At 68.8% G+C, this 15,206-nt stretch carries 14 protein-coding genes; 12 read left to right on the top strand and 2 right to left on the bottom strand.

Going from position 1 to position 15,206, the window contains the following annotated elements:
- Window positions 1-8: 8 nt before the first annotated feature.
- Both AB0389_RS02980 and AB0389_RS02985 read right to left on the bottom strand, forming a co-directional pair.
- Window positions 9-560, bottom strand: coding sequence for a glycoside hydrolase family 25 protein (locus tag AB0389_RS02980; RefSeq protein ID WP_366393553.1), 552 nt, complete (start codon window positions 558-560; stop codon window positions 9-11).
- 276 nt (window positions 561-836) lie between these two features.
- The gene (locus AB0389_RS02985; protein ID WP_366393554.1) at window positions 837-1,715 is read right to left on the bottom strand and encodes a C40 family peptidase; all 879 of its coding nucleotides are present in this window, start codon (window positions 1,713-1,715) and stop codon (window positions 837-839) included.
- 759 nt (window positions 1,716-2,474) lie between these two features.
- Between AB0389_RS02985 and AB0389_RS02990 the strand changes: the two genes are divergently transcribed.
- The 12 genes from AB0389_RS02990 (at window position 2,475) to nuoL (ending at window position 15,205) form a co-directional block, all read left to right on the top strand.
- Window positions 2,475-2,834, top strand: a complete 360-nt coding sequence (locus AB0389_RS02990) for an NADH-quinone oxidoreductase subunit A (protein ID WP_114659735.1) — start codon at window positions 2,475-2,477, stop codon at window positions 2,832-2,834.
- A 19-nt stretch (window positions 2,835-2,853) separates the two neighbouring features.
- Window positions 2,854-3,408: an NADH-quinone oxidoreductase subunit B family protein gene (locus tag AB0389_RS02995; protein WP_066948586.1), complete on the top strand. Its 555-nt coding sequence runs from the start codon at window positions 2,854-2,856 to the stop codon at window positions 3,406-3,408.
- A complete protein-coding gene (locus AB0389_RS03000; protein ID WP_366393555.1) occupies window positions 3,405-4,127 on the top strand; it encodes an NADH-quinone oxidoreductase subunit C in 723 nt (240 codons plus the stop codon). Before AB0389_RS02995 ends, AB0389_RS03000 begins: the two co-directional genes overlap by 4 nt.
- Window positions 4,127-5,479: an NADH-quinone oxidoreductase subunit D gene (locus AB0389_RS03005; RefSeq protein ID WP_366393556.1), complete on the top strand. Its 1,353-nt coding sequence runs from the start codon at window positions 4,127-4,129 to the stop codon at window positions 5,477-5,479. Before AB0389_RS03000 ends, AB0389_RS03005 begins: the two co-directional genes overlap by 1 nt.
- Complete coding sequence (nuoE, locus tag AB0389_RS03010) at window positions 5,476-6,255, top strand: NADH-quinone oxidoreductase subunit NuoE (RefSeq protein ID WP_366393557.1); 780 nt, start codon at window positions 5,476-5,478, stop codon at window positions 6,253-6,255. The genes AB0389_RS03005 and nuoE overlap by 4 nt, the downstream gene beginning before the upstream one ends.
- Window positions 6,255-7,616 carry an NADH-quinone oxidoreductase subunit NuoF gene (gene nuoF / locus AB0389_RS03015; RefSeq protein WP_366393558.1) on the top strand — a complete coding sequence of 454 codons (1,362 nt, stop codon included), beginning with the start codon at window positions 6,255-6,257 and terminating at the stop codon, window positions 7,614-7,616. The genes nuoE and nuoF overlap by 1 nt, the downstream gene beginning before the upstream one ends.
- Window positions 7,613-10,132: an NADH-quinone oxidoreductase subunit G gene (locus AB0389_RS03020; protein ID WP_366393559.1), complete on the top strand. Its 2,520-nt coding sequence runs from the start codon at window positions 7,613-7,615 to the stop codon at window positions 10,130-10,132. The genes nuoF and AB0389_RS03020 overlap by 4 nt, the downstream gene beginning before the upstream one ends.
- Complete coding sequence (nuoH, locus tag AB0389_RS03025; protein WP_366393560.1) at window positions 10,129-11,529, top strand: NADH-quinone oxidoreductase subunit NuoH; 1,401 nt, start codon at window positions 10,129-10,131, stop codon at window positions 11,527-11,529. Before AB0389_RS03020 ends, nuoH begins: the two co-directional genes overlap by 4 nt.
- Window positions 11,530-11,614: 85 nt before the next feature.
- A complete protein-coding gene (nuoI, locus tag AB0389_RS03030; RefSeq protein WP_366393760.1) occupies window positions 11,615-12,172 on the top strand; it encodes an NADH-quinone oxidoreductase subunit NuoI in 558 nt (185 codons plus the stop codon).
- Window positions 12,169-12,999 carry an NADH-quinone oxidoreductase subunit J gene (locus AB0389_RS03035; protein WP_366393561.1) on the top strand — a complete coding sequence of 277 codons (831 nt, stop codon included), beginning with the start codon at window positions 12,169-12,171 and terminating at the stop codon, window positions 12,997-12,999. The genes nuoI and AB0389_RS03035 overlap by 4 nt, the downstream gene beginning before the upstream one ends.
- A complete protein-coding gene (nuoK, locus tag AB0389_RS03040) occupies window positions 12,996-13,295 on the top strand; it encodes an NADH-quinone oxidoreductase subunit NuoK (RefSeq protein WP_114622923.1) in 300 nt (99 codons plus the stop codon). Before AB0389_RS03035 ends, nuoK begins: the two co-directional genes overlap by 4 nt.
- Window positions 13,296-13,309: 14 nt before the next feature.
- Window positions 13,310-15,205: an NADH-quinone oxidoreductase subunit L gene (gene nuoL, locus AB0389_RS03045; protein ID WP_366393562.1), complete on the top strand. Its 1,896-nt coding sequence runs from the start codon at window positions 13,310-13,312 to the stop codon at window positions 15,203-15,205.
- Window position 15,206 lies beyond the last annotated feature (1 nt).

Below are 15,206 nucleotides of genomic sequence, written 5' to 3' on the forward strand. Positions count from 1 at the left end.
TCACCGTCTCAGCCCTTCTTCGCCCAGGCGCGCAGTGCGGCCCGGTCGGCGAACGCCCCGACGTTCGTATCGATCGGACTGTCCGTGTACTGGTGGAACTTCCAGGGCGCGGTGATCCGGGGCTTGCCCGCCGTCACGTAGTCCGCGATCCACAGCGCGTCGCCCGCGTTGCTCGTTTTATCGCGGTTCAGCCAGTAGTACTGGCCGCAGTAGAGGCCGACCCGGTGGGTGGCGCCGCGCTGCCGCTTCACCTCGGCGATGAAGGCGTCCTTCTCGGCGTTGGAGACGCCGTCGTCCTCCCAGTCGGCGAAGAGCGGGTCGTGCGGGAGGCTCGCGCACTTCTCCACGAAGTACGTGGCCTGCGCCTTCATGTCCCCGGGCCGCAGGAAGTGGTAGAAGCCGACGACGAGTCCGGCGGCGCGGGCGTGCCCGGCCTGCGCGGTCATCCTGGGGTTGAGGTACGACGTCCCCTCGGTGGCCTTGACGAAGACGAAGTCGAGGCCGGTCGTGCTGTAGGTCGAGTTCTGGTGGGACGAGACGTCGATGCCTTTGGTGGTCATGGGGGGTTCCTCCTGGGCAGGGAGATCGCCCTTGGTGCGAGGTGTGATCCAAGACGTGCTGACTCGGTACTGACTCACTACTACGCGGCAGGGCTCCGATCCGTTCACCGCCGCCCTCACGAGCGGCTGGTCCAGTCCTACCCACCCGTGAGGCGTTCGGTGCGCCCGTGGCGTGTGTCAGCCATCCGGGTTACCCGCGAGTCGAACCGGGGTACGACTGAGGCCCGCACCCCCCGAGCAGCGGGGTGCGGGCCTCGGCCGAGCTTGTGGAGGCGCTCAGAGGACGCGGACGGCGCCGCTCGGCGGGTCGTAGTCCAGGGAGGCCTGTACGACGCCCTTGCTGGGGTTCTGGGCGCCGATGAACTGGCCGTCGCCGATGTAGATGGCCGTGTGGTAAGCGCTGCCCGCACCGCCCCAGTAGAGGATGTCGCCCGGCTGGAGGTTGCTCAGCGAGACCTGGGTGCCGGCCGTCGACTGGTCCTGCGACACCCGGGGGAGGTTCACACCGATCTGGTTGTACGCGGCCTGGACGAGGCCGGAGCAGTCCCACGCGTTGGGGCCGGTGGAGCCCATGATGTACGCGTCGCCGACGTGCGACTGGACGAACGCGACGACGGCTGCGGCGGAGCCGGTCGCCTGCGACGTCACGGTCGACGTGGTGCTGGTCGCGGTGGACGACCCGGTGGAGGAGCCGGAGTTGGAACCCGATCCCGTGTTCGAGGAGGACGCGGTGAGGACGGTCCGCTCGGCGGTACGGGAGGCGCGCTCGGCCTCGGCGACCCGGGCGGCCTCGGCGCGGGCCTCGGCCTCCGCCTTCTTCTTCTCCGCCTCTGCCCTGCGCTCCGCCTCGGCCTTGGCCGTCTTGGCGGACTTCGCGGCCTTGGCGACCGCGGCGTCCTCCTGGGCGCGCAGGTCCAGGTTGTTGGCGACCCGCTGGGTGGCGTCGGCGGACTTGGCGAAGTCGCTCGCGAGCCCGGAGGTGAGCGTGGGCATCTCGATGGTCTGGGTCACCGCGTCGGCGTTCGCCGGACCGGCGGCCGCGGCGATCGCGATGGTGCTGAGCACACCACCGGTGACTCCGGCGCGGATGACGGTGACCTTCTGCGCGCTCCGGCGGGGTTTCCGGTGGCTGGGTATCTGAGCGGTGTGGGACATGGGACAACCGCTATCAGGCCGGACCCCATTCCCGTCAAGAAACGTGTCCTGCGCCACAGTTGTGCCCGGAATCTGTGAATCCGCTTAGCGCCGGGCCTTATTGACGCCGTAACGGTCAAACCGGGCATGGGTGAACACGGCTGTGATCTGAGCCTTTCCGCTAAAGGTCCGAATTGCCGAGTGCATACCACCCCTTCGATTCGATGGCCAAGCCCGCTTCTCTGCGGGGTGGGGTGGAGTGGTGCAGGTCACAGGGAGGTCACCGTTCGGCCGTCAAGGGGATCACGGCGCCCGCGGTACCTGCTCCGGCCCCGCGCGAGCACGTACTTCTTTGCTCGTGAATGCGTGCACGTGTCCACTTCGCTCCCTGCGTACCCCTCGCCCGAGTGAGTCCCCGCGCCTTATCACTCGAAAGCGTCTCATCGCCAATTTGTTTGTAGGTTGCATCTCTTGGTAGGGCCGCACCCCTCCGACCAGCGTCAACAGGCGTGAATGTCACATCTGGTGATCGCGTGGCGCCTTCGCGTATGAAGATCACCGCTCACCCGGGTTCATGATCCTTCGTCAGGTGGTGGAGATCACAAAGACGTTGCTGTACCCCGTGTCGCAGATCACAGACCAGTCGGCATAGGATGCGGGGCAGTCGGGCTTGTGAACTGCCTCACATGTACGCGATCTTCAGCGATCCGCGGCGGGGCGGCGATGTGAACCGCCCGGTGCGATCCAACGGTCAAGGACGACTGGAAGGAGCTGAGGGGCGTGAATGCCTACGCACCCATCCTCGTGCTCGGCGCTCTGGGGGCCGGGTTTGCGATCTTCTCCGTGGTCATGGCCACGCTTATCGGTCCAAAGCGCTACAACCGGGCGAAAATCGAAGCGTACGAGTGTGGCATCGAGCCCACGCCGACGCCGGCCGGAGGCGGCCGATTCCCCATCAAGTACTACCTGACGGCGATGCTCTTCATCATTTTCGATATCGAGGTCGTCTTCCTTTACCCCTGGGCGGTCACCTTCGACTCCCTGGGGATTTTCGGGCTCGTGGAGATGCTGCTCTTCGTGCTCACCGTCTTCGTCGCCTATGCGTATGTGTGGCGGCGCGGCGGCCTGGAATGGGACTGAAGGGGCTGAGGGGGAACCCATGGGACTCGAAGAGAAGCTGCCGAGCGGTTTTCTGCTGACCACCGTCGAACAGGCCTCGGGCTGGGTGCGGAAGTCGTCGGTGTTCCCCGCGACCTTCGGCCTCGCCTGCTGCGCCATCGAGATGATGACGACCGGCGCCGGGCGGTACGACCTGGCGCGGTTCGGGATGGAGGTCTTCCGCGGCTCGCCGCGCCAGGCCGACCTGATGATCGTGGCCGGACGGGTCAGCCAGAAGATGGCGCCCGTCCTGCGGCAGGTCTATGACCAGATGCCCAACCCCAAGTGGGTTATTTCCATGGGGGTTTGCGCTTCATCGGGCGGAATGTTCAACAATTACGCGATTGTGCAGGGTGTGGATCATATCGTCCCGGTCGATATCTATTTGCCCGGCTGTCCGCCGCGCCCCGAGATGCTGATGGACGCGATTCTCAAGCTCCACCAGAAGATCCAGGGTTCGAAGCTCGGGGTGAACGCCGAGGAAGCGGCCCGTGAGGCGGAGGAAGCGGCGCTGAAGGCGCTTCCGACGATCGAGATGAAGGGGCTTCTCCGGTGAGTGACGAGCAGCGACCAGAGGACGCCGTTCCCGTTCCGCACGACGGCACCGGCGAGGCCATCCGCGTCCAGCGCGGCATGTTCGGCGCCGCCAAGGGCGCGGACACCACGGGCTACGGCGGCCTCGTCAGGACCGTCATGTTCCCCGGCGCGACCCCTCGGCCGTACGGCGGACCCGGCGGAGCCTTCGACGAGATCGCCGACGAACTCGAAGGCGCCCTGGAGGAGCAGGGACTCCTCCCCGGCAACGCCATCGAGAAGACGGTCGTCGACCGCGGCGAACTCACCTTCCACATCGCCCGCGAACACCTCGTCCGCGTCGCCCGCACCCTGCGCGACGACCCCGCCCTCCGCTTCGAGCTGTGTACGGGGGTGTCGGGCGTCCACTTCCCCAACGACAAGGGCCGCGAGCTGCACGCCGTCTACCATCTGCGCTCGCTCACCCACGGCCGGCTGATCCGGCTGGAGGTCTCCGCCCCGGACGCCGACCCGCATGTGCCGTCCCTCGTAGGGGTCTATCCGACCAACGACTGGCACGAGCGCGAGACGTACGACTTCTTCGGTCTGATCTTCGACGGACATCCGGCCCTGACCCGGATCATGATGCCGGACGACTGGCAGGGCTTCCCGCAGCGCAAGGACTACCCGCTCGGCGGCATCGCCGTCGAGTACAAGGGCGCCCAGATCCCGGCTCCGGACCAGCGGAGGTCGTACTCCTGATGACCACTTCACACGCTTCCGCGGACGCTCCCGACGCCTCCGCCGCCCCGCCCAGGGAGACCACCGAGGGCACCGTCTACACGGTCACCGGCGGCGACTGGGACGAGGTCGTCCAGTCCGCCGCCCAGGCCGACGACGAGCGGATCGTCGTCAACATGGGCCCCCAGCACCCCTCCACCCACGGAGTGCTGCGGCTGATCCTGGAGATCGACGGCGAGACCGTCACCGAGGCCCGCTGCGGTATCGGCTATCTGCACACCGGTATCGAGAAGAACCTCGAATTCCGCAACTGGACGCAGGGCACCACCTTCGTCACGCGCATGGACTACCTGACGTCGTTCTTCAACGAGACGGCGTACTGCCTGGGCGTCGAGAAACTCCTCGGCATCGAGAACGACATCCCCGACCGGGCCACCCTCCTGCGCGTCCTGCTCATGGAGCTGAACCGGCTCTCCTCGCACCTCGTCTGCATCGCCACCGGCGGTATGGAACTCGGCGCGACGACGATCATGATCTACGGCTTCCGCGATCGTGAACTGATTCTCGATGCCTACGAGCTGATCACCGGCCTGCGGATGAACCACGCGTTCATCCGGCCAGGCGGCCTCGCCCAGGACCTGCCCCCCGGCGCCACCGACTCCCTGCGCGAGCTGGTGAAGAAGCTCAGGAAGAACCTCCCGGAGTACGACCAGCTCGCCACCGGCAACCCCATCTTCAAGGCCCGTATGCAGGACGTCGGTTATCTCGACCTGACCGGCTGCATGGCCCTCGGCGCCACAGGACCCGTCCTGCGCTCCGCCGGCCTCCCGCACGACCTGCGCAGGAGCGACCCGTACTGCGGCTACGAGACCTTCGACTTCGACGTCCCGACCGCCGACACCTGCGACGCGTACGGCCGCTTCCTCATCCGCCTCGAAGAGATGCGCCAGTCGCTGCGGATCGTCGAACAGTGCCTCGACCGGCTGGAGCCGGGCCCGGTGATGGTCGCCGACAAGAAGATCGCCTGGCCCGCGCAGCTCGCGCTCGGCCCGGACGGACTCGGTAACTCGCTCGACCACATCAAGAACATCATGGGCACCTCGATGGAAGCGCTGATCCACCACTTCAAGCTGGTGACGGAGGGCTTCCGGGTCCCGGCCGGCCAGGCGTACGCGGCCGTGGAGTCGCCCAAGGGCGAACTCGGCGCGCATGTCGTCTCCGACGGCGGCACCCGCCCGTACCGGGTCCACTTCCGCGACCCGTCCTTCACCAATCTCCAGTCCATGGCAGCGATGTGCGAGGGCGGCCAGATCGCCGACGTCATCGTCGCCGTGGCGTCCATCGACCCCGTGATGGGAGGCGTCGACCGGTGACCGCCACACCGCCCGATTCCCAGGTCAGCCTGGGCATGCCGCAGCTGCCCGCGCCGGACTACCCGGCCGATGTGCGCGCCCGGCTGGAGGCCGACGCGAAGGACATCATCGCGCGCTACCCGGACAGCCGGTCCGCACTCCTTCCCCTGCTGCACCTCACCCAGTCCGAGGAGGGATACGTCTCCCGTACGGGCATGGCGTTCTGCGCCGGGCTGCTCGGCCTGACCACCGCCGAGGTCACCGCCGTCGCGACCTTCTACTCCATGTACCGGCGCGCCCCCAGCGGCGACTACCAGGTCGGGGTCTGCACCAACACGCTCTGCGCGGTGATGGGCGGCGACGCCATCTTCGACACGCTCAAGGAGCACCTCGGTGTCGGCAACAACGAGACCACCGAGGACGGGAAGATCACGCTCGAACACATCGAGTGCAACGCCGCCTGCGACTTCGCGCCCGTGGTGATGGTCAACTGGGAGTTCTTCGACAACCAGACGCCACAGAGCGCCACCCGGCTCGTCGACGACCTCCGCGACGGCCGCACCGTCGAACCCACCCGGGGCGCCCCGCTCTGCACGTACAAGGAGACCGCCCGGATCCTGGCCGGCTTCCCCGACGAGCGCCCCGGCGCCGTCGAGGCCACCGGCGGTGCCGGGCCCGCCTCGCTGATCGGCCTCCGGCTCGCCAAGGGCGAGATCCCGCAGCGGGTCGTACGGCCCCGGGACGGCGCGCATCCCCAGGACGAACCGCAGCCCGGCGCAGCCGAGGAGGGGGAGTGATGACCATGGCGACCCAGCTCGACCAGAACGGCACCAGCCCCGAGAAGCTCCTCGCCCCCGTCCTCTCCGCCTTCTGGGACCAGCCGGAGTCCTGGACCCTGGCCACCTACGAACGGCACGAGGGCTACCGGGGCCTGCGCAAGGCCCTCGCGATGGCGCCCGACGACCTCATCGCGTACGTCAAGGACGCGGGCCTGCGCGGCAGGGGCGGCGCCGGCTTCCCCACCGGCATGAAGTGGCAGTTCATTCCGCAGGGCGACGGCAAACCGCACTATCTTGTTGTCAACGCGGACGAGTCGGAGCCGGGAACCTGCAAGGACATCCCCCTGCTCTTCGCCAATCCGCACGCCCTCATCGAGGGCATCGTGATCGCCTGTTACGCGATCCGCTCGCAGCAGGCGTTCATCTATCTGCGCGGCGAGGTCGTCCCCGTACTGCGCAGACTCCACGAAGCGGTACGCGAGGCCTACGCGGCGGGCTACCTCGGCAGGAACATCCTCGGCAGCGGCCTCGACCTCGACGTCGTCGTGCACGCGGGCGCCGGCGCGTACATCTGCGGCGAGGAGACCGCGCTGCTGGACTCCCTGGAGGGCCGTCGCGGACAGCCCCGGCTGCGTCCTCCCTTCCCGGCGGTGGCGGGCCTCTACGCCTGCCCCACTGTGGTGAACAACGTGGAGTCCATCGCCTCGGTTCCCGCGATCCTCAACCGGGGCAAGGACTGGTTCAAGTCGATGGGCAGCGAGAAGTCCCCGGGCTTCACGCTCTACTCGCTCAGCGGCCATGTCACCAGCCCCGGCCAGTACGAGGCCCCGCTCGGCATCACGCTGCGTCAGCTCCTCGACATGAGCGGCGGCATCAGGGCCGGTCACCGCCTCAAGTTCTGGACCCCCGGCGGCTCCTCCACCCCGATGTTCACCGAGGAGCACCTCGACGTCCCGCTGGACTACGAGGGCGTGGGCGCCGCCGGCTCGATGCTCGGCACGAAGGCGCTCCAGTGCTTCGACGAGACGACCTGTGTCGTACGGGCCGTCACCCGCTGGACCGAGTTCTACGCGCACGAGTCCTGCGGCAAGTGCACCCCGTGCCGCGAAGGCACGTACTGGCTGGTCCAGTTGCTGCGCGACATCGAGGCAGGCAAGGGGCGGATGTCGGACATCGACAAGCTCAACGACATCGCCGACACGATCAACGGCAAGTCGTTCTGCGCGCTCGGTGACGGCGCCGCCTCCCCCATCTTCTCGTCGCTCAAGTACTTCCGCGCGGAGTACGAGGAGCACATCACCGGCAAGGGCTGCCCCTTCGACCCCGCGAAGTCCACCGTGTGGGCCGACCGGAACCCGCACCTGGAGGTGAACGCATGACCGTCACCACGTCGGCCACCCACTCCGGGGGCGAAGGCGCGGCGGTCCCGCCGGAGGATCTCGTCTCGCTGACGATCGACGGCATCGAGATCTCCGTCCCCAAGGGGACGCTGGTGATCCGCGCCGCCGAACTCCTCGGCATCGAGATCCCGCGCTTCTGCGACCATCCGCTGCTCGACCCGGCCGGCGCCTGCCGGCAGTGCATCGTCGAGGTCGAGGGCCAGCGCAAGCCGATGGCCTCCTGCACCATCACCTGCACCGACGGCATGGTCGTCAAGTCGCAGCTGACCTCGCCGGTCGCCGAGAAGGCCCAGCGGGGGGTGATGGAGCTGCTGCTCATCAACCACCCGCTGGACTGCCCGGTCTGCGACAAGGGCGGTGAGTGCCCGCTGCAGAACCAGGCGATGCAGGTCGGTTCCGCCGACTCCCGCTTCGAGGGCAAGAAGCGCACCTTCCAGAAGCCGGTGCCGATCTCCACCCAGGTGCTGCTGGACCGCGAGCGCTGTGTGCTCTGCGCCCGCTGCACCCGGTTCTCCAACCAGGTCGCGGGCGACCCGATGATCGAGCTGATCGAGCGCGGCGCGCTCCAGCAGGTCGGCACGGGCGAGGGCGATCCGTTCCAGTCGTACTTCTCCGGGAACACCATCCAGATCTGCCCGGTCGGCGCGCTCACCTCGGCGGCGTACCGCTTCCGCTCCCGCCCGTTCGACCTGGTGTCGTCACCGAGCGTCTGCGAGCACTGCGCGGGCGGCTGCGCGACCCGTACGGACCACCGGCGCGGCAAGGTGATGCGACGGATGGCGGCGGACGACCCCGAGGTCAACGAGGAGTGGATCTGCGACAAGGGGAGGTTTGGTTTCCGTTACGCGCAGAAGCCGGACCGTCTGACGACGCCCCTGGTGCGCAACGCGGACGGCGTCCTGGAACCGGCGAGCTGGCCCGAGGCCCTGGAGGTCGCGGCCCGCGGCCTGGCGGACGCGCGCGGACGTACGGGCGTGCTCACCGGCGGCCGGCTCACCGTCGAGGACGCCTACGCCTACGCGAAGTTCGCGCGCGTGGCGCTCGACACGAACGACATCGACTTCCGCGCGCGCGTGCACAGCGCCGAGGAGGCGGACTTCCTGGCGGCCCATGTCGCGGGCCGGGGCCGGGACCTGGACGGTACGGGGATCACGTACACCACGCTGGAGAAGGCGCCGGCGGTGCTGCTCGCGGGCTTCGAGTCGGAGGAGGAGGCCCCCGGCGTCTTCCTGCGGCTGCGCAAGGCCCACCGCAAGCGCGGCCAGCGGACCTTCTCGCTCGCGCCGTACGCCACCCGGGGGCTGGCGAAGGCGGGCGGCACCCTGCTGCCGGCCGCGCCGGGCACCGAGACCGAGTGGCTGGACGCGCTGGCCGGGCGTACGGGGCTGGACGAGGACGGCGAGCGGGCCGCGGAGGCGCTGCGCGCGCCGGGCGCCGTGATCGTCGTCGGTGAGCGGCTCGCGGCCGTACCCGGCGGGCTGACCGCCGCCGTACGCGCCGCCACCGCGACCGGGGCCCGGCTGGTCTGGATCCCGCGCAGGGCGGGCGAGCGCGGTGCCCTGGAGGCGGGAGCGCTTCCGTCGCTGCTGCCCGGCGGACGCCCCGCGACCGACCCGCGGGCCCGTGCGGAGACCGCCGCGGTCTGGGGCGTACCCGAACTGCCGCACCGCTACGGGCGCGACACCGGCGGGATCGTCGAGGCGGCCACCACCGGCGAGCTGTCCGCGCTGCTGGTCGCCGGGGTCGAGGTGGCGGACCTGCCCGACCCGGCCGCCGCGCGGGCCGCGCTGGACGCGGTCGGCTTCCTCGTCTCGCTGGAGCTGCGGCCGAGCGAGGTGAGTGAGCGGGCCGATGTGGTTCTGCCGGTCGCGGCCGTCGCCGAGAAGCCCGGCACCTTCCTCAACTGGGAGGGCAGGGCGCGGCTGTTCGAGGCGTCGCTGAAGCCGGAGCAGATGACGCGGCGGCTCGCGCCGAGCGACGCGCGCGTCCTGCACATGCTGGCCGACGCGCTCGGCACCGAGATCGGGCTGCCCGACCTGCGGGCCGTACGCGGCGAGCTGGACCGGCTCGGCGGCTGGGACGGTCCGCGCGCCACCGAGCCGCTGGAGACGGCGCGTCCGGTGCCCCGGCCCGCCGACGGCGAGGCGGTCCTCGCGGGCCACCGGCTGCTGCTCGACCGGGGCCGGCTCCAGGAGGGCGACGACGCGCTGGCGGGCACCCGTCATGCCGCGGTCGCCCGGCTCTCCGCCGCGACGGCCGCCGAGACGGGCGTCAAGGACGGCGACGAACTCGCCGTCAGTGGCCCGGCGGGCACGGTCACGCTCCCGCTGCTGGTGACGGCGATGCCGGACCGGGTGGTCTGGCTGCCGCTGAACTCCACGGGCGGCGGCGTCCTCTCGGACACCGGGTCCCGCCCCGGCACGCTGGTCCGTATCGCCCCGGCCCATCCGGCCGATGCCTCTCCGTCCGACGCGGCACCGGAGGTGCGCGCATGACCGCCCTCGCTCAACTCGCCGCACCGCCGCGGACCGTACTCGCCGTCGAGGACCTGTCGATGTTCGGCGGCGACCCGTGGTGGCTCGTGGCCGTCAAGGCGGTGTTCTGCTTCGCGTTCCTGATGGTGACCGTGCTCTTCTCCATCGTGTGGGAGCGCAAGGTCGTCGCCTGGATGCAGCTGCGCATCGGCCCCAACCGACACGGCCCCTGGGGCATGCTCCAGTCCCTGGCCGACGGCGTGAAGCTGATGCTCAAGGAAGACATCATCGTCAAGCGCGCGGACAAGGTCGTCTATGTCCTCGCGCCGATCGTCGCCGTGGTCCCCGCGTTCATGGCGATCGCCGTGATCCCGTTCGGTCCTGCGGGCAACGAGGTGTCGGTCTTCGGCCAGCGCACCGCGATGCAGCTGACCGACCTGCCGATCGCGATGCTCTACATCCTCGCGGTCGCCTCGGTCGGCATCTACGGCATCGTCCTGGCCGGCTGGTCCTCGGGCTCGACGTATCCGCTGCTCGGCGGGTTGCGTTCGTGCGCGCAGATGATCTCGTACGAGATCGCGATGGGCGCCGCGTTCGCGTCGGTGTTCCTCTACTCCGGGTCGATGTCGACGTCGGCGATCGTGGAGGCGCAGGCCGACCGCTGGTACGTGGTGCTGCTGCCGGTCTCCTTCGTCATCTACATCATCACGATGGTCGGTGAGACGAACCGCAACCCGTTCGACATGCCGGAGTCCGAGGGCGACCTCGTCGGCGGCTTCAACACCGAGTACTCGTCGATCAAGTTCGCGATGTTCATGCTCGCCGAGTACATCAACATGGTCACCGTCTCGTCCGTCGCCATCACGCTCTTCCTGGGCGGCTGGCGCGCTCCGTGGCCGATCTCCACGTTCTGGGAGGGCGCGAACCACGGCTGGTGGCCGATGCTCTGGTTCGTCCTCAAGGTCCAGCTGCTGCTGTTCTTCTTCATCTGGCTGCGCGGCACCCTGCCCCGGGTCCGCTACGACCAGCTGATGAAGCTCGGCTGGAAGGTCCTGATCCCGGTCTCGGTGGTCTGGCTGATGCTCGTCGCGACCGTACGGGCCCTGCGCAACGAGAACTACGACTTCCAGCAGATCGTGCTGTACGTGGTGTCCGCGGTGATCCTGCTGCTGTTGCTCTCCTTCGTCGCGGACGTCTTCCGTGACAAGCGGGACAGGACCGCGGCCGAGAACGAACCGGAGCCACCCGCCTTCGACCCGATGGCCGGGGGATTCCCCGTACCGCCGCTGCCCGGCCAGACGCTGCCACCCGTACCGCGGAGGCGGTCGCACCGGGAGCGGGAGCTGATTGTCAGTGGTGGGGTCAATACTGTGAGTGACGGAACCGAGAGTGACGGAAAGGAGGCCGACAGTGTCTGACTCTTCGGGCGAACACCCGGGCGAACTCACGGGTGAGCAGCAGCACGCGCACGAGGGAGATGTCCCGCGTCCCCCTCGGAATCCGGTGGCCGGCTTCGGGCTGACCTTCAAGGCCATGTTCAAGAAGCGGCTGACCGAGCAGTATCCGGAGCAGCCGAAGGTGACGGCGCCGCGCTTCCACGGCCGCCACCAGCTCAACCGGCACCCGGACGGCCTGGAGAAGTGCATCGGCTGCGAGCTGTGCGCCTGGGCGTGCCCGGCGGACGCGATCTACGTCGAGGGCGCGGACAACACGGAGGAGGAGCGCTACTCCCCGGGCGAGCGCTACGGCCGCGTCTACCAGATCAATTACGCGCGCTGCATCCTGTGCGGGCTGTGCATCGAGGCCTGTCCGACCCGGGCGCTCACGATGACCAACGAGTTCGAGCTGGCCGACAGCTCCCGCGAGAGCCTCATCTATACGAAGGAGCAGCTTCTCGCGGGGCTCGACGAGGGCATGGTCGAGTCGCCGCACTCGATCTTCCCCGGCACGGACGAGCAGGACTACTACCGGGGGCTGGTCACGGAGGCCGCGCCCGGGACGGTTCGGCAGGTCGCCGTGAGCAAGGGCGAGAAGCCGCACGACGAGGAGGTCGGCGCATGAACACGCTCGCCGCCGCCTCCACCACCTCGACCGGTGAGGCCGTCCAGTTCTGGATCCTCGGCACGGTCGCCGTGGTCGGCGCGCTCTGTACGATCCTGATGCGCAAGGCCGTGCACAGCGCGCTCTGCCTGGCCGCGACGATGATCATCCTCGCGGTCTTCTACCTGGCCAACGGGGCGTACTTCCTGGGCATCGTCCAGGTCGTCGTCTACACCGGCGCGATCATGATGCTCTTCCTCTTCGTCGTGATGCTGGTCGGCGTCACCGCGGCCGACTCCCTCAAGGAGACGCTCAGGGGCCAGCGCTGGTGGGCCGCCCTCTGCGGGCTCGGCTTCGGCACCCTGCTGATCGCCGGTATCGGCAACGCCTCGCTGACCTCGTTCAACGGGCTCGGCCAGGCCAACTCCGGCGGCAACGTCCAGGGGCTGGCCGCCCTCATCTTCACCAAGTACGTCTTCGCGTTCGAGATCACCGGCGCGCTGCTGATCACCGCGGCCGTCGGCGCGATGCTCCTCACCCACCGGGAGCGCACCGAACGGGCGAAGACGCAGCGGGAGATGGCGGAGGAGCGGGTCCGCGAGGGCAGGCACCTGCCGCCGCTGCCGGCCCCCGGTGTCTACGCCCGGCACAACGCGGTGGACATCCCCGGGCTGCTGCCGGACGGCACCGTGTCCGAGCTGACGGTCATGAAGACGCTCAAGGACCGCGGTCAGATCCGCGATGTGTCCGCCGAGGCCATCGCCGACATCAAGGCGCTGGAGCGGCGGTCCGCCGACCGGCTCGGCCGTGACGAACTCGGCCGCGACGAGGAGGAGGCGAAGCGATGAACCCGGTCAACTACCTCTATCTCGCGTCCCTGCTGTTCACCATCGGCGCGGCCGGTGTGCTGATCCGGCGCAACGCGATCGTGGTCTTCATGTGCATCGAGCTGATGCTCAACGCCTGCAATCTCGCGTTCGTCACCTTCGCCCGTATGCACGGCAACCTCGACGGCCAGATCATCGCCTTCTTCACGATGGTCGTCGCCGCCGCGGAGGTCGTGGTCGGGCTCGCGATCATCGTGTCGCTCTTCCGTTCCCGCCACTCGGCCTCGGTCGACGACGCCAGCCTGATGAAGCTCTGAGGGGTCGCTGAATCGTGGAGAACTTGATTGCGCTGCTCGTGGCGGCGCCTCTGCTCGGAGCGGCGCTCCTGCTGTGCGGCGGCCGGCGGTTCGACCGCGCGGGCCACTGGCTCGGCACCCTGCTGGCCGCCGCGTCCTTCGTGATCGGCGTGGTGCTCTTCGCCGACATGCTCGGCAGGGGCGCGGAGGAACGCGCCCTGCACCAGCATCTGTTCAGCTGGATCCCCGTCGAGGGGTTCCGGGCGGACGTGGCCTTCCAGCTCGACCAGCTGTCGATGACCTTCGTCCTGCTGATCACCGGTGTGGGCACGCTGATCCACGTCTACTCCATCGGATACATGGAGCACGACGAGCGCCGCCGCCGCTTCTTCGGCTATCTGAACCTGTTCCTGGCGGCGATGCTGCTGCTGGTCCTCGCCGACAACTACCTGCTGCTCTACATGGGCTGGGAGGGTGTCGGGCTCGCCTCGTACCTGCTCATCGGGTTCTGGCAGCACAAGCCCAGCGCGGCCACGGCCGCCAAGAAGGCGTTCCTGGTCAACAGGGTCGGCGACATGGGCCTGTCCATCGCCATCATGCTGATGTTCACCACCTTCGGCACCTTCGCCTTCGGCCCGGTCTTCGAGGCCACGGGCGGCGCCACCGAGGGCAAGCTGACGGCGATCGGCCTGATGCTGCTGCTGGCCGCCTGCGGCAAGTCCGCGCAGGTGCCGCTCCAGTCCTGGCTCGGTGACGCGATGGAGGGCCCGACCCCGGTCTCGGCCCTGATCCACGCGGCGACCATGGTGACGGCGGGCGTCTATCTGATCACCCGGTCGGGCGCGATCTTCAACGCGGCCCCGGACGCCCAGCTGGTGGTCGTGGTGGTCGGCGCGGTGACGCTCCTGTTCGGGGCGATCGTCGGTTGCGCGAAGGACGACATCAAGAAGGCGCTCGCCGGATCGACGATGTCGCAGATCGGCTACATGATCCTGGCGGCGGGCCTCGGCCCGATCGGCTATGTCTTCGCGATCATGCACCTGGTGACGCACGGCTTCTTCAAGGCCGGGCTCTTCCTCGGCGCCGGTTCGGTCATGCACGGCATGAACGACGAGGTCGACATGCGGAAGTACGGCGGCCTGCGGAAGTACATGCCGGTCACCTTCATCACCTTCGGGCTCGGCTATCTGGCGATCATCGGCTTCCCCGGACTGTCCGGCTTCTTCTCCAAGGACAAGATCATCGAGGCGGCCTTCGCCAAGGGCGGCACCGAGGGCTGGATCCTCGGCTCCGTAGCCCTGCTCGGCGCCGCGATCACCGCGTTCTACATGACGCGCGTGATGCTGATGACCTTCTTCGGGGAGAAGCGCTGGCAGCCGGACGCGGAAGGACAGGCGCCGCACCCGCACGAGTCGCCGAGGTCCATGACCATCCCCATGATCATCCTGGCCTTCGGCTCGGTCTTCGCCGGCGGCTTCTTCTCCCTCGGTGACCGCTTCCTGCACTGGCTGGAGCCCGTCACCGGACACGACCACGGGGACGCGCCGATCAGCGCGGGCGTCGTCACCGGCGCCACCATGGTCGTCCTGGTCATCGGCGTCGCCATCGCCTGGCTGCTGTACGGACGCGGCTCCATCCCGGTGACCGCCCCGCGCGGCTCGCTCCTCACCCGCGCCGCCCGCCGCGACCTCCTCCAGGACGACTTCAACCATGTCGTCCTCGTACGCGGCGGCGAGCACCTCACCCGCTCCCTCGTGTACGTCGACCACACCCTGGTCGACGGAGTGGTCAACGGCACCGCGGCGTCGTTCGGCGGGCTCTCCGGCCGGCTGCGCAAGCTGCAGAACGGCTACGCCCGCACCTATGCGGTCTCGATGTTCGGAGGTACGGCAGTGCTCATCGCCGCGACCCTGCTGATGAGGGCGGTGTAAA

The sequence above is a fragment of the Streptomyces sp. NPDC093109 genome, from assembly GCF_040701725.1.
In the GTDB taxonomy this organism is placed as follows: Bacteria; Actinomycetota; Actinomycetes; order Streptomycetales; family Streptomycetaceae; genus Streptomyces.

What these genes read in the sequence shown, in the direction of transcription:
- AB0389_RS02980 (WP_366393553.1), bottom strand. Translation starts at nt 560, where the DNA reads ATGACCACCAAAGGCATCGACGTCTCGTCCCACCAGAACTCGACCTAC.
- AB0389_RS02985 (WP_366393554.1), bottom strand. Translation starts at nt 1,715, where the DNA reads ATGTCCCACACCGCTCAGATACCCAGCCACCGGAAACCCCGCCGGAGC.
- AB0389_RS02995 (WP_066948586.1), top strand. Translation starts at nt 2,854, where the DNA reads ATGGGACTCGAAGAGAAGCTGCCGAGCGGTTTTCTGCTGACCACCGTC.
- AB0389_RS03005 (WP_366393556.1), top strand. Translation starts at nt 4,127, where the DNA reads ATGACCACTTCACACGCTTCCGCGGACGCTCCCGACGCCTCCGCCGCC.
- nuoF (WP_366393558.1), top strand. Translation starts at nt 6,255, where the DNA reads ATGACCATGGCGACCCAGCTCGACCAGAACGGCACCAGCCCCGAGAAG.
- AB0389_RS03020 (WP_366393559.1), top strand. Translation starts at nt 7,613, where the DNA reads ATGACCGTCACCACGTCGGCCACCCACTCCGGGGGCGAAGGCGCGGCG.
- nuoH (WP_366393560.1), top strand. Translation starts at nt 10,129, where the DNA reads ATGACCGCCCTCGCTCAACTCGCCGCACCGCCGCGGACCGTACTCGCC.
- AB0389_RS03035 (WP_366393561.1), top strand. Translation starts at nt 12,169, where the DNA reads ATGAACACGCTCGCCGCCGCCTCCACCACCTCGACCGGTGAGGCCGTC.
- nuoK (WP_114622923.1), top strand. Translation starts at nt 12,996, where the DNA reads ATGAACCCGGTCAACTACCTCTATCTCGCGTCCCTGCTGTTCACCATC.